Origin of the sequence: Xanthomonas sp. WHRI 8932A (assembly GCF_035012785.1) — a bacterium.
GTDB lineage: Bacteria > Pseudomonadota > Gammaproteobacteria > Xanthomonadales > Xanthomonadaceae > Xanthomonas.
Genome location: NZ_JAYGQQ010000001.1, coordinates 76,915 through 95,553, shown reverse-complemented (window position 1 = coordinate 95,553; position 18,639 = coordinate 76,915). Strand labels below are relative to the sequence as shown.

The window sequence follows — 18,639 nt, the reverse complement described above, 5'->3', positions numbered from 1 at the left end:
CGTCATCGCTTGCGCATCGGCATGGCCCGTTAGAATGGGCGGCCCAGTGCCAGCCCAGCGATCGTATGACTGTCAGCCCGGATCCCGCTCAGCGCATCGATGCCCTGCGTCGCCGAATCGAAGACGCGAACTACCGCTATCACGTGCTCGACGAGCCGCAGATGGCCGACGTCGATTACGACCGCCTGATGCGTGAGCTGGAGGCGCTGGAAGCCGAGCACCCGGCACTGGCCAGTGCCGATTCGCCGACGCAGCGGGTGGGGTATCTGGCCGCGTCGCGCTTTGCCGAAGTGCGGCACGCCTTGCCGATGTTGTCGCTGGGCAATGCCTTCAGCGATGAGGAAGTGAGCGAGTTCGTCCGTCGCATCAGCGAGCGGCTGGAGCTCAAACAACCGGTGTTCTCGGCCGAACCCAAACTCGATGGCCTGGCGATCAGCCTGCGCTACGAAGATGGCGAGTTCGTGCAAGGTGCGACCCGTGGCGACGGCGCCGCGGGCGAGGATGTCAGCGCCAATCTGCGCACGGTCAAGGCGATTCCGCTGCGTTTGCGTGGGCAGGGTTGGCCAAAGGTGCTGGAAGTGCGCGGCGAGGTCTACATGCCGCGCGCCGCGTTCGAGGCATACAACGCGCAGATGCGTGCGCAGGGTGGCAAGGTGCTGGCCAATCCGCGCAATGGTGCGGCCGGCTCGCTGCGGCAGCTGGACGCGCGCATCACCGCGCAGCGCCCACTCAGTTTTTTTGCGTACGGTGTGGGCGAAGTACGCGACGGCGCCTTGCCGCAGACGCATTCGGCCATCCTGGCGCAATTGCGCGACTGGGGGTTTCCGGTCAGCCAGCTGGTCGAAGTGGTGCAGGGCAGCGAGGGCCTGCTGGCGTACTACCAACGCATTGGCGCGGCGCGCGACGGGCTGGCCTTCGATATCGATGGCGTGGTGTACAAGCTCGACGATCTGGCCGGCCAGCGGGAGATGGGGTTTGTTTCACGCGCGCCGCGCTGGGCGATTGCGCACAAATTCCCGGCGCAGGAGCAATCCACCACGGTGGAGGCGATCGAGATCCAAATCGGGCGTACCGGTGCGGCGACGCCAGTGGCGCGACTGAAGCCGGTACATGTGGCTGGCGTGATCGTCACCAATGCCACGCTGCATAACGCCGACCAGATCGCGCGGCTGGATGTGCGCGTTGGCGACACGGTGATCGTGCGCCGTGCCGGCGATGTGATTCCGGAAGTGGCTGGCGTGGTCGCCGACCAGCGCCCGCCGGGCACGCAGGAATGGCGCATGCCTACCCAGTGCCCGGTGTGCGGGTCGGAGATCGTGCGCGAAGAAGGCCAGGCGGTGTGGCGGTGCTCGGGCGAGTTGACCTGCCCGGCGCAGCGTAAGGAGGCGTTTCGGCATTTCGTGTCGCGGCGTGCGATGGATGTCGACGGCCTGGGCGAGAAATTCATCGAAGTGCTGGTCGATAGCGGACTGGTGCAAGGTGTGGCCGATCTCTATCTGCTCACCGTCGATCAACTGCTGCAACTGCGCCTGATCAGCACCGCCGACAGCCCGCATGCGTTCTTGCGCGAGGCGCGCGAGCATTTGGCAACCGGTGCGTATGCGCAGCTCGAAACCACCGTGGCGAGCATCGGTGTGGATCTGGCCGGCGAACATGAGGCGCCGCAGACCTGGCAGGCCGATCTGCTGCGTGCAGGGCTGCCGAGCTTCGATTGGAACCGCCGCAAGATCGCCACCAAATGGGCGGAGAACCTGATCGAGGCGATTGAAACATCGCGCGATACCACGCTGGAGCGCTTCCTGTTCGCGCTAGGCATCGAGCATGTGGGCGAGAGCACGGCCAAGGCCTTGGCGGCGTGGTTCGGCGATCTGGAGCTGATCCGCCATCTGCCGTGGCCGCTGTTCAAGCGCGTGCCCGATATCGGTGGCGAGGTGGCGCGTTCGCTCGGGCACTTCCTCGATCAGCCGGGCAATCAGCAGGCCATCGACGATTTGCTGCAACGTGGCGTGCGCATCGGCGATGCACACCCGCCATCGCCCAAGCTGCGCGATGCCTTGAGTTTTGCCAGCGTGCTGGAAGACATGGACATTCCCAAGGTGACGCCGGTGCGCGCGCAGCAACTGGCGGCGGCGGTACCGTCGTTCGATGCGCTGCGCACTGCCGGCAGCGACGCGTTATTGCAGGCCGGCGTGCCCGCACCGGTGGTCGCCGCGCTGCTGCAATGGCTGGATCGCCCGGAAAATGCGGCACTCGCCACGGCAGCACAACAGGCGATGGAAGCGGTGCTGGCGCGCCTGCCGGACGCTGAGGCCGTGCAGGCCGGCCCCTTGGACGGCCAGACGGTCGTGATCACCGGCACCTTGGCCGCCTTGACGCGCGATGCCGCTAAACAGCGGCTCGAAGCATTAGGCGCCAAGGTGGCCGGCAGCGTCTCCAAGAAAACCGCGTTCCTGGTGGCCGGCGAGGAGGCCGGCTCCAAGCTCGACAAGGCGCAGTCGCTGGGTGTGGACATCTGGGACGAAGCGCGGCTGCTGGCCTTCCTGGGCGAGCACGGCCAACAGCCATGACCGCAGCGCAACTCGATCTGGCCGGGCTGCGGTTGCGCGCTCAGCTCAATGCCGCGATTCGCGCTTTTTTTGCCGAGCGCAGCGTGCTGGAAGTGGAAACGCCGGTGCTGTCGCAGGCCGGCAACACCGAGCCGAATATCGAAAGTTTCAGCACCCGCTTCAGCGGACATGTGGATGCTGGTGCGCCGCTGCGCTGGCTGCGCACCTCGCCGGAATATCCGCTCAAACGCCTGCTCGCCGCCGGCCTGGGCGATTGCTACGAACTGGGGCGCGTGTTCCGCAACGGCGAAGCCGGCGGCCGGCACAATCCGGAATTCAGCATGCTCGAGTGGTATCGGGTGGGTTGGGACGACCGTAAGTTGGCGCAGGAAACTGTCGCACTGGTGCAGCGCGCGCTTGCACTGGTGCAGCGCGAGGCGAGCGTGCAGGTGCTCACGTATCGCGAGCTGTTCGTGCAACGCCTGGGCATCGACCCGTTGCTGGACCCGGTCGACACGCTGCGTGCAGCACTGCATGACGTTGCCATCGATCCGCAGGGACTGACACGCGACGATTGGCTGGACCTGCTGATGACCCATCGCATCCAGCCCGGCTTTGCCAGCGAGACGCTGACCGTGGTGCACGACTGGCCAGCCAGCCAATGCGCGCTGGCGCGTATCCGTCACGACAGCCCGCCGGTCGCCGAGCGCTTCGAGCTGTATCTGGGCGGCTATGAAGTGGCCAACGGCTACCACGAATTGAACGATGCGCAGGAGCAACGGGCACGCTTCACCCGCGACAACGCCGTGCGTGCGGCGCGCGGATTGCCGCAGCTGCCGCTGGATGAGCACCTGCTGGCGGTGCTGTCGCAGCTGCCCGATTGCGCAGGCGTGGCTGTGGGTGTGGATCGGCTATTGATGGCCTTGCGCGGCACCGCGCAGATTGCCGACGTGCTGGCGTTCGACTTCTCCCGCGCCTGAGTTGCGACCAGCGGGATCGGGCGATGCGCCAGGCACTGGCAGCGGCCAACAACCCTGCTGCGCTCATCGCCGGTCCTGCGTCGCTGGTGCGCGGTGCGCCATGGACTACGTGTGCACGTCGGTTCTCAGCGCGCCATCCGCACTCACATGACGACTGCGCGCTCGGTTTTCTCAGCTGCGCTCGATGCGATACCCGAGTGCGGTCCCCGCATCGCGATTGGCCGTGGTGGGCTGGAGTTGATCACAGCGCAGATCCGGACCCGCGCAGCCCAATGCCTGTAGGCGATGCCGCACGCATTTGGTCGTGCGGCAAGCAAGCGTGGGTTGCGTTGCCATGCCGTTGTCATCGCCGCCGTATTGCTATCTTCACATCGATGATGCTCTCATCTTCACGTCCACGGGGGCGCGACGTTTATCGTTTCGGGGTGAGGATTGCTGGCATGAAGTGGCTGATCAGCTTATGCGGTTTGTGGTGCCTGCCGCTGCTGATGCTCGCCGACGCGCGCGCCGCTGAGCGCGGCTCTGGCGTGGTGCGTTGCGAATCCAAGGACATGGCGCGCGTGCATTGCGCGATGGATGTCGCCAGCGGCGTGCAACTGGTACGCCAGCTCTCCGAAACCAGCTGTATCCGCGGTAGCGAATGGGATGTCGACCGTGACGGTGTCTGGGTCGAGCAAGGCTGTCGTGCCGAATTCGCCGCCACCGTGCCGGCCACACCGCTGATGCGGCGTGTGGTGCGTTGCGATTCCAACGGCGGCAAGGTGGTGTGCCCGGTGGTCTTGCGCGGCGCGCCGGTACGCCTGTTGCGGCAACGCTCGATGTGGCCATGCAAGGAAAACCGTACCTGGGGAACGCGCCGTAACGAAATCTGGGTTTCGCGTGGTTGCGATGGCGAGTTCGAAGTCGGCGCCGAAGATGGGTCCGGTTTCGTGGCGGTGCCGCGCATGGTCACGTGCGAATCGAAAAAGAGCGCGCGTCGCACGTGCGGAGTCTCGGTGGAGCGCAAGGTGCGCCTGGGCCGGCAACTGTCCAGGACGGCGTGCGTGGAAGGCCAGACCTGGGGCTGGAGCCGCGACGGGGTATGGGTCAACGACGGTTGCCGCGCGGAATTCATCGTCGACTGAGCGGCTGACTAACCTGCCGCGTGGTGTATTGCCGGGCGAAGAATCTTGGCCACGTACATCGCCAGCTGCTGCGCACGTGCTTTCGCTGCACAGGGTGGCTGATCTGCGGTTTGGCTGCAGGGCCCTTTGCCTGCCCACCCTCGCGGGACACGCTGCAAGTACGTCCTTGTAAGCTCTTACGCGGCATCCATGCCGCGTAAGGTCCCGCGAGGGTGGGCGGGCAAGGACCAGTCGCGATGGTCGGTGTGCACGGTTGCAAGCAAGGCGTGGTGTGTTGTCCGGATAACGCCGGGTCGGATCAGCTTCGCAGCGCAGCGCGATTGACAGGCAGGCTTCAACAACGCAATCGGCAAACTTCCTTCCAAAGCAATCAGCAAACCGTCTGGTGCGGTGTCCTCGCCGATTGCGGGACCATGTGGCGGCATGGATGCCGCTACCGAGCCTACAGGGACGTACTTGCGCCGTGTCCCGCGAGCGGCGAGGGCACCGCGCCCTCGACCAACCAGGCTTTTGCGCTTGAGGCACTGCTGCGCTAGCACGACGGGCTGAGCATCGCCGCTCACTGACTGGGCTGCGCGCGCGCCTTACAATAGGGCAATGAACGACAGCGCCCATATCGATTACGCCCGCTACGACCACATCCGCCCCCTGCTGTGGACCGGCGATGCCCTGGAATTGCTAGACCAACGCAAGTTGCCTTTCGTGGTGGAGCATGTGCGCTGCGAGAGCAGCGATGCGGTGGCCGAGGCCATCCATTCGCTGGCCGTGCGTGGTGCGCCGGCGATCGGTATCGCGGCCGGCTGGGGCGTGGTGCTGGCTGCGCGCGACATCGCTGCCGACGATGGCAGTGCGGCCCTGCAGAAACTCGAACCGGCGCTGTTGCGGCTCAATGCGGCGCGTCCGACCGCGGTGAATCTTGCCTGGGCGTTGATGCGCATGCGCCGGGTGCTGGGCGCGGCAGGTGCAGACTGGCGCGAGGTGATTGCGCGCGAGGCGCAGGCCATCGCCGATGAGGATCTGGCCGCCAATCGTCACATGGGCGCGCTGGGTGCCGGGCTGATCGCCCCGGGCAGCGGCGTGCTCACCCACTGCAATACCGGCTCGCTGGCCACCGCCGGCTTCGGCACCGCGCTGGGCGTGATCCGTGCCGGCATGGCGCAGCAACGCATCGCCAAGGTGTTCGCTGGCGAAACCCGGCCGTGGCTGCAGGGCGCGCGCCTGACCGTGTGGGAGCTGCAGCAGGACGGCATCGATGCGACCCTGATCGCCGACTCGGCCGCGGCGCATCTGATGAAATCCGGCCTGGTGCAGTGGGTGATCGTCGGCGCCGACCGCATTTGCGCCAACGGCGACACCGCCAACAAGATCGGCACCTACCAGCTGGCCATTGCCGCACGCCACCACGGGGTCAAGTTCATGGTGGTGGCGCCGTCGTCGACGGTGGACATGGCCACCAGCGATGGCGATCAGATCGAGATCGAGCAGCGCGATCCAGGCGAGTTGTTCGGCGTGGGCGGGGTGCGGACGGTGGCCGAGGGTATCCATGCCTGGAACCCGGTGTTCGACGTCACCCCCGGTGCGTTGATCGATGCCATCGTCACCGAACGTGGGGTGATCGAGCAGCCCGATCCGGCGCGAATGCAGGCCGCCTTCGGCGCCTGAGCCGGACCGGCGGCAAGATTGCCGCCAACGTCCCGCCAAAATCCCCGCAAGTGCTTGTTTCTGGCCGTAAAGCGACAGTATCGGGAAGCCCCTTCGTGGTACAATCTGGGGCTTGAATCGATCGGCGGGAGCGTGGGGTCGGCAGCCTGTGACTGAGGCGCCCCCGACGCGGCTTTCCGGCTCGCCCGCCACCTCACTTACGGAACCCGAATGGCAGAAACCGCCAAGGAAATCATCCAGGTCAACCTGGAAGACGAGATGCGCAAGAGCTATCTCGATTACGCCATGAGCGTGATCGTTGGCCGCGCACTCCCCGATGCCCGTGACGGCCTCAAGCCTGTGCACCGCCGCGTGCTGTTCGCGATGCACGAGCTGGGCGCCCACAGCAACAAGGCCTATTTCAAGTCGGCGCGTATCGTCGGCGACGTCATCGGTAAATACCATCCGCACGGCGACCAGTCGGTGTACGACACGCTGGTGCGCATGGCGCAGCCGTTCTCGCTGCGCTACATGATGGTGGACGGCCAGGGTAACTTCGGTTCGGTCGACGGCGACTCCGCCGCGGCGATGCGTTACACCGAGTCGCGCATGTCGCGACTGGCGCATGAGCTGATGGCCGATATCGACAAGGAAACCGTCGATTTCCAGCCCAATTACGATGAAAAGGAACTGGAACCGACGGTCATGCCGACCCGGTTCCCGAGCCTGTTGGTCAACGGTTCTGCCGGTATCGCGGTGGGCATGGCCACCAACATCCCGCCGCACAATCTGACCGAGGCGATCAACGCCTGCATCGCGTTGATCGATACGCCCGAGCTGGATGTCGAGGGCTTGATGGAGTACATCCCGGGCCCGGATTTCCCCACTGCCGGCATCATCAACGGCACCGCCGGCATTGCCGCGGGCTACCGCACCGGCCGTGGCCGCGTGCGCATCCGCGCCAAGGCCGATGTGGAAGTGGCCGACAACGGCCGCGAGGCGATTGTCGTCACCGAGATCCCGTACCAAGTCAACAAGGCGCGGTTGATCGAAAAGATCGCCGAGCTGGTCAAGGAAAAGAAGCTCGAAGGCATCAGCGAGCTGCGCGATGAGTCCGACAAGGACGGCATGCGCATCTACATCGAAATCAAGCGCGGCGAGTCGGCCGAGGTTGTGCTCAACAACCTGTACCAGCAGACCCAGATGGAGTCGGTGTTCGGCATCAACATGGTGGCGCTGATCGACGGCCGCCCGCAGTTGATGAACCTCAAGCAGATGCTGCAGGCGTTCATCCGCCACCGCCGCGAAGTGGTTACCCGCCGCACCATCTACGAACTGCGCAAGGCGCGTGCGCGTGCGCACGTGTTGGAAGGCCTGACCGTTGCGTTGGCCAACATCGATGAAATGATCGAGTTGATCAAGACCTCGGCCAACCCGCAGGAAGCGCGCGAGCGCATGCTGGCCAAGACCTGGGAACCGGGTCTGGTCGGTGCGCTGCTGGGTGCCGCCGGTGCCGAAGCGTCCAAGCCGGAAGACCTGGCGCCGGGCGTTGGCCTGGCCAATGGCTTCTATCAGCTCAGCGAAGTGCAGGCCTCGCAGATCCTGGAAATGCGTCTGCATCGCCTGACCGGGTTGGAACAGGAAAAGCTGACCGACGAGTACAAGCAGTTGCTCGAGGTCATCCAGGGCCTGATCCGCATCCTGGAAAACCCCGATGTGCTGCTGCAGGTGATCCGCGACGAGCTGATCAACATCCGCGAAGAGTACGGCGACGAGCGCCGCACCGAGATCCGTCACAGCGAAGAAGATCTGGATATTCTCGATCTGATCGCGCCGGAAGACGTGGTGGTGACCTTGTCGCACGCCGGTTATGCCAAGCGTCAGCCGGTGAGCGCGTATCGCGCGCAGCGGCGTGGCGGGCGTGGCCGTTCTGCCGCAGCGACCAAGGAAGAAGATTTCATCGATCAGCTGTGGCTGGTCAACACGCACGACACGTTGCTGACCTTCACCAGCAGCGGCAAGGTGTTCTGGCTGCCGGTACATCAGTTGCCGGAAGCCGGCTCCAATGCGCGTGGCCGCCCGATCATCAACTGGATTCCGCTGGAATCCGGCGAGCGGGTGCAAGCGGTGTTGCCGGTGCGCGAATACGCCGACAACCGCTATGTGTTCTTCGCCACCCGCAACGGTACCGTCAAGAAGACCCCGCTCAGCGAATTCGCCTTCCGTCTGGCGCGCGGCAAGATCGCGATCAATCTGGACGATGGCGACGCGCTGGTCGGCGTTGCGCTGACCGATGGCGATCGCGACGTATTGTTGTTCGCCTCCAACGGCAAGACCGTGCGCTTTGGCGAATCCACCGTGCGTTCGATGGGCCGTACCGCCACCGGCGTGCGTGGTATCCGCATGCCCAAGGGCGAGGAAGTGGTCAGCCTGATCGTGTCCGACCCGGCGGGGGGGATCGAGATCGAGTCCGATGAAGAAGGTGCTGATGACGTCGTCGATAGCGCAGACGGCGCCGAGGCGGCGGTGATTGACGTCGCCGAGAGCGACGATATGGCCTACATCCTCACCGCCACCGAGAAGGGCTACGGCAAGCGCACTCCGCTGTCCGAATACCCACGCAAGGGACGCGGCACGCAGGGCGTGATCGGTATCCAGACCAGCGAGCGCAACGGCAAGCTGGTGCGTGCGGTACTGCTGGGCGCCACCGACGAAGTGCTGTTGATCTCCGATGGCGGCACCCTGGTGCGCACACGCGGTTCGGAAATTTCGCGCGTGGGCCGCAACACGCAGGGTGTGACGTTGATCCGTCTGTCCAAGGGCGAGAAGTTGCAGGCGGTCGAACGCCTGGACGCATCGCTGGATGAAGTGGACGACGTGGTGGAAGAAGCGAGCGCAACCGTCGAGTCCGTCGCGCTGCCGCCGGCAACCGAAGAATGATCGGCTAGCGTCATCGCTGCAGTTGAACGAAAACGCCGGCAATGCCGGCGTTTTTTATTGCATTTTGTTTATTGCGCGCTCGTTTTATTGCAGGCGATGACATGTGCAACGCAGTGTTTAAGCGCCCCCACTGCGAAAAACGCGGTGCTTTCACCGGCGCAGGTCGAAGGTGATTGGCGGTGCGGCGGCGTTGCGTCGCCGCTGAGTCGAAGAGGAACAACTGATGACGAATGTGGATCGTCCTTCCGGTCGCGGCCATTGGGCGCTTGCGATCTTGGGAGGCGTGATTGCCGTGCTGGGTGCGGTGTTGCTGGCCGGTGGCGTGTGGTTGGCCGCGCTGGATGGCTCCTGGTATTACGCACCAGCCGGTGCGGCGATGCTGATTGCTGGCGTGTTGCTGTTCCGTGGCCGCAACGCGGGTGCGTGGTGGTTTGCAGCCGTGGTGGCCGGCTCGGTGCTGTGGACGTGGTGGGAGTCGGGCAGCGATTACTGGCGTTGGGTGCCGCGCCTGGGCCTGATCGTGGGCCTGGCGTTCGTGCTTGCGCTGCTGTTGCCAAAACTGCAACGCCCGGTATCGCGCGCGCTGTCGCGCAGCGTGGCGGGTGTATTGGCGGCAGTGTTTGTGGTCGCGTTCGTGCTGGCGTTCATTCCTCAAGGCGTGACCGAGGCCGATGGCGCGCTGGCGCATGCCGCCGGGATGGCCGGTGGTCTGGTCAATCGCAGTGCACCGGCAGCATCTGCAACGACCGATGTGCAACCGGCCAACGCGCCGGCCGATGGCGATTGGGCGGCGTACGGGCGTAGCCAGGCAGGTCAGCGCTATTCGCCGCTGCAACAGATCAACCGCGACAACGTCGCACAGCTGCAGCAGGCCTGGGTTTTCCATACCGGCGATCTGCCGAGCAAGCGCTGGGGCGCGGAAACCACACCGTTGAAGGTGGGCGACAGTTTGTACCTGTGCACTGCGCGCAACCAGGTGATTGCGCTGGATGCGTCCAGCGGCAAGCAGCGTTGGCGCTACGACCCCAAGGTCAAGGATGAGGCGATTCCGTATACCGCCGCGTGCCGTGGCGTGTCGTATTACGAGGTGCCGGCGGCAGCCAGCGCTGGCGCTGCCGAAGTGGCATCCAATGGCTCTGCGCTGTGCCGCACGCGGGTGATCGAGGGCACGCTGGATGGGCGCCTGATTGCGCTGGACGCACGCAGCGGTCAGCTATGCCCGGACTTCGGCAGCAATGGGCAGGTCGATATCACGGCCGGCATGGGCGAGACGCCGCCCGGCTATGTGTCGATCAATTCACCGCCAGCGATCGTGCGCGGGGTGGTCGTCACTGGGCATCAGGTGCTCGATGGTCAGAAGCGGTACGAGCCGTCCGGTGTGATCGAAGGCTTCGATGCGGTGACCGGTAAATTGCGCTGGGCCTGGGACATGACGCATCCGGACTGGGATGGCGCACCGCCGCCGGGCCAAAACTGGACGCCTGGCACGCCCAATATGTGGACCACTGCCGCTGCGGACGAGCAACTGGGGTATGTGTACCTGCCGATGGGTAATTCCACTGCCGATTACTGGAGCAGCTCGCGCACGCCTCCAGAGAATCGCTACGCCACCTCGCTGGTGGCGCTGGATGTCACAACCGGCAAGCCGGTGTGGAATTTCCAGACCACGCATATCGACGCGTGGGATTACGACCTGGGTTCGCAGCCGAGCCTGATCGACTTCCCCAAGGATGGCGTCAAGGTGCCGGCGGTGTTGCTGCCGAGCAAGCAGGGCGAGTTGTATGTGCTGGATCGGCGCACCGGCAAGCCGCTGGTTGGCGTGGAAGAACGTGCGGTGCCCGGTGGTGGCGTGGAGCCGCAGATGCGCGCCAAGACCCAGCCGTTTTCGCTGTATCACACGTTGCGCAAGCCGGATCTGACCGAGCGCGATATGTGGGGCATGACCCCGATCGACCAATTGGTGTGTCGTCTCCAGTTCCGCAAGGCCAGCTACAAGGGCATTTACACGCCACCGGAAGCCGATCGGCATTCGATCGAGTATCCCGGTTACAACGGCGGCTCGGATTGGGGCAGCGTGGCGGTGGATCCGCAGCACGGCGTGATCGTGGCCAATTACAACGACATGCCGAACTACAACCTGTTGGTACCGCGTGCCAAGGCCGACAAGCTTGGCTGGGCGCCGCGCGATCAAGTGCGCGGCGATGCAGGCGGCGCAGAAGGCGCGGGCGACCCGCAAGCCGGCACGCCGTATGCGATCAACGTCAATGCCGGCTGGCGGCTGCCGTTTACCAAGCTGTTGTGCAAGGAACCGCCGTATGGCGGCATCCGCGCCATCGACCTGGCCAGCGGCAAGACGCTGTGGGACCGGCCGTTCGGCAGTGCGCGCGGCAATGGCCCGTTCGGCATCCGCTCCGGCCTGCCGATCGAGATCGGCACACCGAACAACGGTGGTTCGGTGGTGACAGCCGGTGGTTTGATCTTCATCGCTGCAGCCACCGACGACCTGATCCGCGCCATCGACCTGGCCACCGGCAAGGAACTCTGGCACGCCAAGTTGCCAGCCGGCGGGCAGGCCAACCCGATGGTGTATTCCTACGGCGGCCGCGAGTACCTGGTGATCATGGCCGGCGGCCACCACTTCATGGAAACCCCGGCCGGCGATGCGTTGATCGCCTACGCATTACCGCAGCATTAGTGCTGGAAGTGGAAACAAAAACGCGCCGATAACGGCGCGTTTTTTTGCGCTAGCGAAGCGCAGTTTCAATGCTTTGACTGCATGCAGACGCGTTGACCCAACAGTTCCCCGATCACACGCTTTTGCGATTCTCGATTCTCGATTCCCGATTCTCGATTCCCGATTCCCGAATCACTGCTCCGCTGCCACCGCCACCGCATCGTCCTGCACCGCGTCCTGCACATCCTGCACCAGCGTCGCCTTGACGATGATCGAGCGGATGGCATCGGTAGCCTCCGACAGCGGCACATCGCTGCTCAGGCGCTGGAAGGTGTCGCGGCTGTTATAGCCGGAGCCGTCCTTCAGATAGTGCTCGTACATCGACAGCAGATCCTGGCAGGCGGTGATCAATGCCGCGATATTGCCGCGCACCAACGCGTCACCCACCTGGTCGAAGCTGTGCAGGCAGTCGGCCAGCCAATGCAGGTCGTAGCGTGCCGTGCTGGGCTCGGGCGCATTGTGCCCGCGGCTATAGGCGCTGTAGCGGCGCAGGCTGCGTGCCACACGGGCGACATGGGCAAACAGCGTGCCGATCTCGTTGGCGATATCCAGGCGCTGCACCATGACCATCGGAATCACTTGCTCGGGGACCTCTGGGCGCTGCTGTTCTACGGCGTTTTGTTCATGCTGCTCCAACGACTGCTTGAGCACGGTGTAGCTGCGCTGCAGCGATTCCAGCTCCAGCGTAGTAGCTGCGGCGCGCGCCTTGAGCTGCGACAGCGCAGCCTGATAGCGCGCAAGACTGTCCTGGGTACTGGCGTGCTGCCCGTACTCGGCATTGAGCTGGCGCCCACGCACGAACGCCAGACCCGTGGCGATGAGCGCCCAGAGTGCGAAGGCAGGCACCAGGTAGATCAGGATGCCCATGAGGATTCCTCGAAACGTTGCATACCTTGTCGGCCTGCTGCCCGCAGTCTTTAGGGCAATCCTCGAGAATGTGACGGGCCAAGATGATTTTTTGCCGTCCAAGCAGGCTGCAGCCGGCAGATCTTGCGGACCCTGACGAAAGACACGTTGCGAGCTGCATGCCTGCATGCTCGAATCAACTCACTCGCTAGCCCGGAGTCCTGCATGCGCAGATGGAGTGATTGCTGGATGACCAAGCTGCGCAGCATCCGCGCAGTCGCACTGATCTGGATGTTGCTGTGCGCCACTGCGCATGCCGCACCACCCACACCGCCATCGACGCAAGTCCAGGTGGGCTACAGCGAAGCGACGGATCTTTTCAACCTGCTGGATAACCTGTCGGACTGGTTGCCGGGTTTTACGGTGCCTGTCTACCGTAGCTACATGGAAGCCCATGGAGGGCTGGATCAGGCGGATCTTGCCGCGCTGGCCGCCTATGCGGAATTCCGCCGCCGCACCTCGGGGCTTGCAAAAGACGACACTCTGGAGGTGGTCGACCGTGTTTTCGCGCCAGACGCCACCCGTGAGGCGGATCCGTTCTCACGGCATTTCCTGGGGGATGCAGGCTTTGAGGCATCGGCGAATGCCGCAATTGCAGAGCAGTCGGCAGATGACCAGAAACTGTTGCGCGCGTATTTTGCGCGGTTCGTTCCGCGTGCCAGCCGTTTGATCGCAGTTGCACCACGTTTCGAGCACCAGATGCGCGTGCTGAGAGAGGAGCTATCCAACCCTGCCGTTTCCCGCTTGGCATCGCAGATGCGTGATTTCTTTGCGGTGCCGGACCCTCCGGCATTTGAGGCACGATTCGTGTGGTGGCCAGAGATGGATACCACTCAAGCCAAAGTACGTGGGCGCACCATGCTGCTCTATTCCCAACACGATGCGCCCACCGGCACGGCATCGATGGACTGGACGCCAATCCTGTTGCACGAGTTGAATCACTATTTGTCTGCGGGGCAGCCAGCCGCGCGTAAACGCATGCTTGCTGCCAACTTCTTGCGGCTGTGCCCAAGTGCAGCCAATTTGCGCAACCCGCTCAACGCGCTGGAAGAGCCATTGGCGATTTACTGGGGACAGTATCGATTCGAACACGCGGTGCGTGGACGTGCGTTGCCGCGCTCATTGCAGTGGTATATCCAGGCGGATGCAGATCGCGGGGCAAAGGCGATCGCAGCCGCATACCCTGCAAGTGAGGCCGCGCCGCTGCTCGATGACAGCGCATTGCTGGCGGCTGCTGCATCTGCCTGCAAGCAGACACAGATGGAAACCAAAGCCGACTGAGGCGATGCATCTCCCGCAGAGTATCTGGCTCGCTCATCTGGAGAGTGGTTTGTGGACGTCGAGTCCACCTAGAGCGGCTAATAAAGCTAGGGTAGAGCGATTAATCTGTGGCTTGGCTGTGGTGTCCTTGCCTGCCCACCATCGCAGGACACGCCGCAAGTACGTCTCTGTAGCCTCTTCTGCGGCATCCATGCCGCATAAAGTGGTCTACCGCGCGCTGTCGGCGAGCGAACTCAGGCAAGAATCCCCGGTAAATCCAGCCCTTTTTCCTTCGCGCACTCGGTTGCGATCGCATACCCGGCATCGGCGTGGCGCATCACGCCGGTGGCGGGGTCGTTCCAGAGCACGCGTTCGATGCGCTTGTCGGCTGCGTCGCTGCCGTCGCAGACGATGACCATGCCGGCGTGTTGCGAGAAGCCCATGCCGACGCCGCCGCCGTGGTGCAGCGAGACCCAGGTGGCGCCGCTGGCGGTATTGAGCAGGGCATTGAGCAACGGCCAGTCGGACACCGCATCGGAGCCGTCGGCCATCGCTTCGGTCTCGCGGTTCGGCGAGGCGACGCTGCCCGAATCCAGATGGTCGCGGCCGATCACTACCGGGGCTTTCAACTCGCCGCTACGGACCATCGCGTTGAAGGCCAGGCCGAGCCGATGGCGGTCGCCCAGACCGACCCAGCAGATGCGCGCGGGCAGGCCCTGGAAGGCGATCTTTTCGGCGGCCATGTCCAGCCAGCGATGCAGATGCGCATCGTCGGGAATCAATTCCTTGACCTTGGCATCGGTCTTGGCGATGTCTTCCGGGTCGCCGCTGAGCGCGACCCAGCGGAACGGGCCGATGCCGCGACAGAACAGCGGGCGGATGTAGGCGGGCACGAAGCCGGGGAAGTCGAACGCGTCGGACACGCCTTGCTCCAGCGCCATCTGGCGCAGGTTATTGCCGTAGTCCACGGTGGGCACGCCGAGCGCGTGGAAGGTGAGCATGGCGCGGATGTGGTTGGCCATTGCCTCGCGCGCGGCGGCTTCCACCTCCTTGGGCGCACTCACGCGCTTTGCGTCCCACTCTTCCACGCTCCAGCCTTGCGGCAGGTAGCCGTTGACCGGGTCGTGCGCGGAGGTCTGGTCGGTCAGCAGGTCCGGCTTGATCCCACGTAGCAGCAGTTCGTCCAGCACGTCGGCGACATTGCCGAGCAGGCCGACCGACAGCGGCTTCTTCGCCGTGCAGGATTCCTCGATCAGGCGCAGCGCGTCGTCCAGCGAGTCGGTCCAGGTGTCCAGATAGCCGGTGCGCAGGCGCATGTCGATGCTGGAACGGCGGCACTCCACCGCCAGGCACGAGGCGCCGGCCATCACCGCGGCCAGCGGCTGCGCGCCACCCATGCCGCCAAGGCCGCCGGTGAATAGCCACTTGCCGGCCAGGCTGCCGCCGTAATGCTGGCGGCCCATCTCCACGAAGGTTTCGTAGGTGCCTTGCACGATGCCTTGCGCGCCGATGTAGATCCAGCTGCCGGCGGTCATCTGGCCATACATCGCCAGACCCTTTTTATCGAGTTCGTTGAAGTGGTCCCAGGTGGCCCAGCGCGGCACAAGATTGGAATTGGCGATCAGTACGCGCGGTGCGTCGACATGGGTGCGGAACACGCCGACCGGCTTGCCCGATTGCACCAGCAAGGTTTGGTCGTCATCCAGGCGTGTGAGTGCAGCCACGATCGCATCGAAGGATTCCCAGTCGCGCGCGGCGCGGCCGATGCCGCCGTACACCACCAGTTCCTGCGGGCGCTCGGCTACATCCGGGTCCAGGTTGTTCATCAACATGCGCAGCGGCGCTTCGGTGAGCCAGCTCTTGGCGGTGAGCGTGGTGCCGGTGGCGGCGCGGATGACGCGGGTTGCATCGTGACGGGTCATGCCGGGTTCCTTGCAATCAACGGTTGGCCGCATGCGGCGCGGTGTCGGATAAGGGCGCAGTGGCGAACTGCAGGCAGGCCAGCAGCACATGCCGCAGCACTGCGCGTAACGCGGCGGCGTGCACCGGCTGCCACGGCGTAGGCCAGTTGTCGGGGGTGATGGTGTCCGGCTCGCGCATGTAGCCGCGGCAGGCCAGTTCCATCTGCAGGGTGTGCACGCCCTGGTCGGGTTGCGCGTAGTGGCGGGTGATCCAGCCGCCCTTGAAGCGCCCGTTGCGCACGGTGCTGGAGCCACTGCTACGGCACAGCTGTTCGATGGCGTCGGCCAGGGCCGGAGCGCAGCTGCGATCGTCGTTGCTGCCGATGTTGAATTGCGGCAACTCACCGTCGAACAGGTGCGGGATGAAGGAGCGGATCGAATGCGCGTCGTACACCACGATGTTTGCGTGTTGCTGACGCAGGCGCGCGATCTCGTCGGCGAGTGCGGCGTGATACGGGTCGAACCAGTGCGTGCGACGCAGATCGATCTGCGCCTGATCCGGCGCCTGCCCATCGGCATACAGCGGCTGATTGTCGAAGGTGGTCAGCGGACACAGGCCGGTGGTGTTCTGGCCCGGATACAGCGATACGCCGCTCGGGTCGCGGTTGACGTCGATGACCGAGCGCGAGATGGCGGTGCGCACCGTGGTGGCACCCAGCGACTGTGCGAAGTCGTAGACCTGGTGCACCCACCAATCGGCGTCGCGGCGCGCAAGCCACGGCGACACGAACTGGTCGGCCACCGTGTCGGGCAGCTCGGTGCCAGTGTGCGGGAAGCTGACAAGCAACGGCGCGTCGCCGCGATGCACTTCCAACCAATCGGGCAGGGTGTTCATGGCTGCGCTCCGGTTACGTGCACGGTGGCGAGCACGTCGTGTTGGCGATACGCATAAACGCCATCATCGTGTTGAGCGCATCATGCAGCCGTTGCCGGTGCGGCGATACCACACAATGCAAAGCGTGGTGCTAGGACGCTGCGCAGGTGATGTGCAACCCGCCGCGTCATGCGTCCTGCTCCACACCCGGCAGTGCGATCGCCACTGCGTTGGCCAATGCGCCTGACCGTACCAGCGCGCTTGCAGCCAGCATGTCGGGATGAAAGTAGCGGTCGTCCTGTAGCGTTGCGACCTGCGCACGCAACAGCGCGCGTGCCGCTTCCAGCGCAGTGCTGGAGCGCAGCGGTGCATGGAAATCGCAGCCTTGCACCGCTGCCAACAACTCGATGCCGATTACGTGCGCGGCATTTTCTGCCATGGCCAGCAGACGTCGCGCGCCGTGCGCCGCCATCGACACATGATCTTCCTGATTGGCCGAGGTCGGAATCGAATCGACGCTGGCCGGATACGCGCGCTGCTTGTTTTCCGACACCAACGCCGCAGCGGTGACCTGCGGAATCATGAAGCCGGAATTCAGGCCCGGGCGAGGGGTGAGAAACGCTGGCAGACCAGACAACGCCGGGTCGACCAGCATCGCGGTGCGGCGTTCGCTGATCGAGCCGATTTCGCATACCGCCATCGCCAGCATATCGGCAGCGAACGCCACCGGCTCGGCGTGGAAATTGCCGCCAGACAAGGCCTCGCCGGTATCGCTGAAGACCAACGGATTATCGGTGACGCCATTGGCTTCGATGTCCAGCGTGCGCGCGGCCTGCCGCATGATGTCCAGCGCCGCGCCCATCACCTGCGGTTGGCAACGCAGGCAGTACGGATCCTGTATGCGCACATCGCCGAGGCGATGCGATTCGCGAATCGCCGAGTCGGCCATCAACGCCCGCAGCGCCGCAGCGGTTGCAATCTGCCCCGGTTGCCCGCGCAAGGCATGGATGCGCGCATCGAACGGCGTATCGGAGCCTTTTGCCGCTTCCACCGACAGCGCGCCGGTCACCAGGGCGGCCTGCAATACGGTTTCGATCTCGAACAAGCCGGCCAGCGCGCAGGCAGTGGAAAATTGCGTGCCGTTGAGCAGCGCCAGCCCTTCTTTTGCGCCGAGCACGCGCGGCTGCAACTGCGCCTGCGCTAGCGCTTGCGCGGTGGGTAAACGGAGCTCGCCGACGAAGGCTTCGCCAACGCCGATCATCACCGCGGCCAGATGCGACAGCGGTGCCAGATCGCCGGAGGCGCCGACCGATCCCTGGCAAGGCACCACCGGCGTGATGCCCGCACGCAGCATCGCTTCCAGCAACGCCAGCGTGCCCGGTTGTACGCCGGAAGCGCCCTGGGCAAGGCTGGTGAGCTTGAGCGCCATCATCAGCCGCACCACCGGCACCGGCGTGGGCTCGCCGACGCCGGCCGCATGCGACAACACGATATTGCGCTGCAGGGTCTGCAGGTCTTCGCGCTCGATGCGCACGCTGGCCAGCTTGCCGAAGCCGGTGTTGACCCCATAGACCGGCTCGCCGCGCGCGACGATCGCCTCCACCGTCTGCGCGCTGCGCAGTACTGCGGCCGCACAGGCGGCGTCCAGCGCCATATCGGCGCCGCGATACAGCGCACGCCATTGCGCCAGCGTTACCTGGCCGGGTTGCAAGACAACAGAAGCACTCATGACA

11 protein-coding genes and 1 other RNA gene are annotated in these 18,639 nt (G+C 64.7%); 8 read left to right on the top strand and 4 right to left on the bottom strand.

All coding sequences use genetic code 11. The features are described from left to right. The first annotated feature begins 65 nt into the window (after positions 1-65). From ligA to VC212_RS00370, 7 genes are all read left to right on the top strand, one after another. The gene (gene ligA, locus VC212_RS00400; RefSeq protein WP_323514044.1) at positions 66-2,567 is read left to right on the top strand and encodes an NAD-dependent DNA ligase LigA; all 2,502 of its coding nucleotides are present in this window, start codon (positions 66-68) and stop codon (positions 2,565-2,567) included. Beyond that, complete coding sequence (gene epmA / locus VC212_RS00395) at positions 2,564-3,526, top strand: EF-P lysine aminoacylase EpmA (protein ID WP_115527536.1); 963 nt, start codon at positions 2,564-2,566, stop codon at positions 3,524-3,526. Before ligA ends, epmA begins: the two co-directional genes overlap by 4 nt. Positions 3,527-3,626: 100 nt before the next feature. Further along, positions 3,627-3,703, top strand: a non-coding RNA gene (locus VC212_RS00390) — sX9 sRNA. 263 nt (positions 3,704-3,966) lie between these two features. Next, positions 3,967-4,650: a DUF3011 domain-containing protein gene (locus VC212_RS00385; protein ID WP_055844638.1), complete on the top strand. Its 684-nt coding sequence runs from the start codon at positions 3,967-3,969 to the stop codon at positions 4,648-4,650. Between the two features lie 597 nt (positions 4,651-5,247). Continuing rightward, entirely contained in the window at positions 5,248-6,312 is a 1,065-nt protein-coding gene (gene mtnA / locus VC212_RS00380) for an S-methyl-5-thioribose-1-phosphate isomerase (RefSeq protein ID WP_115527537.1), read from the top strand. Positions 6,313-6,522: 210 nt separating this feature from the next. Then, positions 6,523-9,231, top strand: coding sequence for a DNA gyrase subunit A (gyrA, locus tag VC212_RS00375; RefSeq protein ID WP_311238760.1), 2,709 nt, complete (start codon positions 6,523-6,525; stop codon positions 9,229-9,231). Positions 9,232-9,454: 223 nt separating this feature from the next. Then, on the top strand, positions 9,455-11,926 hold the full coding sequence (locus VC212_RS00370; RefSeq protein ID WP_323514043.1) for a membrane-bound PQQ-dependent dehydrogenase, glucose/quinate/shikimate family: 2,472 nt from the start codon (positions 9,455-9,457) through the stop codon (positions 11,924-11,926). A gap of 171 nt (positions 11,927-12,097) precedes the next feature. Here VC212_RS00370 and VC212_RS00365 read toward each other — a convergent pair whose 3' ends face one another. Then, positions 12,098-12,832: a hypothetical protein gene (locus tag VC212_RS00365; protein WP_323514042.1), complete on the bottom strand. Its 735-nt coding sequence runs from the start codon at positions 12,830-12,832 to the stop codon at positions 12,098-12,100. A gap of 228 nt (positions 12,833-13,060) precedes the next feature. Here VC212_RS00365 and VC212_RS00360 point away from each other — a divergent pair, with 228 nt between their 5' ends. Next, positions 13,061-14,152: a hypothetical protein gene (locus VC212_RS00360; protein WP_323514041.1), complete on the top strand. Its 1,092-nt coding sequence runs from the start codon at positions 13,061-13,063 to the stop codon at positions 14,150-14,152. A 233-nt stretch (positions 14,153-14,385) separates the two neighbouring features. On the opposite strand, the gene hutU is transcribed toward VC212_RS00360, so the two are convergent. From hutU to hutH, 3 genes are all read right to left on the bottom strand, one after another. Beyond that, positions 14,386-16,053 carry a urocanate hydratase gene (gene hutU, locus VC212_RS00355; RefSeq protein ID WP_323514040.1) on the bottom strand — a complete coding sequence of 556 codons (1,668 nt, stop codon included), beginning with the start codon at positions 16,051-16,053 and terminating at the stop codon, positions 14,386-14,388. Positions 16,054-16,069: 16 nt separating this feature from the next. Next, complete coding sequence (gene hutG / locus VC212_RS00350; RefSeq protein WP_323514039.1) at positions 16,070-16,927, bottom strand: N-formylglutamate deformylase; 858 nt, start codon at positions 16,925-16,927, stop codon at positions 16,070-16,072. Positions 16,928-17,093: 166 nt separating this feature from the next. Continuing rightward, positions 17,094-18,635 (bottom strand): histidine ammonia-lyase, encoded by a 1,542-nt coding sequence (gene hutH, locus VC212_RS00345; protein ID WP_323514038.1) that lies wholly within the window; start codon positions 18,633-18,635, stop codon positions 17,094-17,096. Between the last annotated feature and the right edge of the window lie 4 nt (positions 18,636-18,639).

Excerpts from the sequence above, each read along its gene's own strand:
- ligA (WP_323514044.1), top strand. The coding sequence starts at position 66 with ATGACTGTCAGCCCGGATCCCGCTCAGCGCATCGATGCCCTGCGTCGC.
- epmA (WP_115527536.1), top strand. The coding sequence starts at position 2,564 with ATGACCGCAGCGCAACTCGATCTGGCCGGGCTGCGGTTGCGCGCTCAG.
- VC212_RS00385 (WP_055844638.1), top strand. The coding sequence starts at position 3,967 with ATGAAGTGGCTGATCAGCTTATGCGGTTTGTGGTGCCTGCCGCTGCTG.
- mtnA (WP_115527537.1), top strand. The coding sequence starts at position 5,248 with ATGAACGACAGCGCCCATATCGATTACGCCCGCTACGACCACATCCGC.
- gyrA (WP_311238760.1), top strand. The coding sequence starts at position 6,523 with ATGGCAGAAACCGCCAAGGAAATCATCCAGGTCAACCTGGAAGACGAG.
- VC212_RS00370 (WP_323514043.1), top strand. The coding sequence starts at position 9,455 with ATGACGAATGTGGATCGTCCTTCCGGTCGCGGCCATTGGGCGCTTGCG.
- VC212_RS00365 (WP_323514042.1), bottom strand. The coding sequence starts at position 12,832 with ATGGGCATCCTGATCTACCTGGTGCCTGCCTTCGCACTCTGGGCGCTC.
- VC212_RS00360 (WP_323514041.1), top strand. The coding sequence starts at position 13,061 with ATGACCAAGCTGCGCAGCATCCGCGCAGTCGCACTGATCTGGATGTTG.
- hutU (WP_323514040.1), bottom strand. The coding sequence starts at position 16,053 with ATGACCCGTCACGATGCAACCCGCGTCATCCGCGCCGCCACCGGCACC.
- hutG (WP_323514039.1), bottom strand. The coding sequence starts at position 16,927 with ATGAACACCCTGCCCGATTGGTTGGAAGTGCATCGCGGCGACGCGCCG.
- hutH (WP_323514038.1), bottom strand. The coding sequence starts at position 18,635 with ATGAGTGCTTCTGTTGTCTTGCAACCCGGCCAGGTAACGCTGGCGCAA.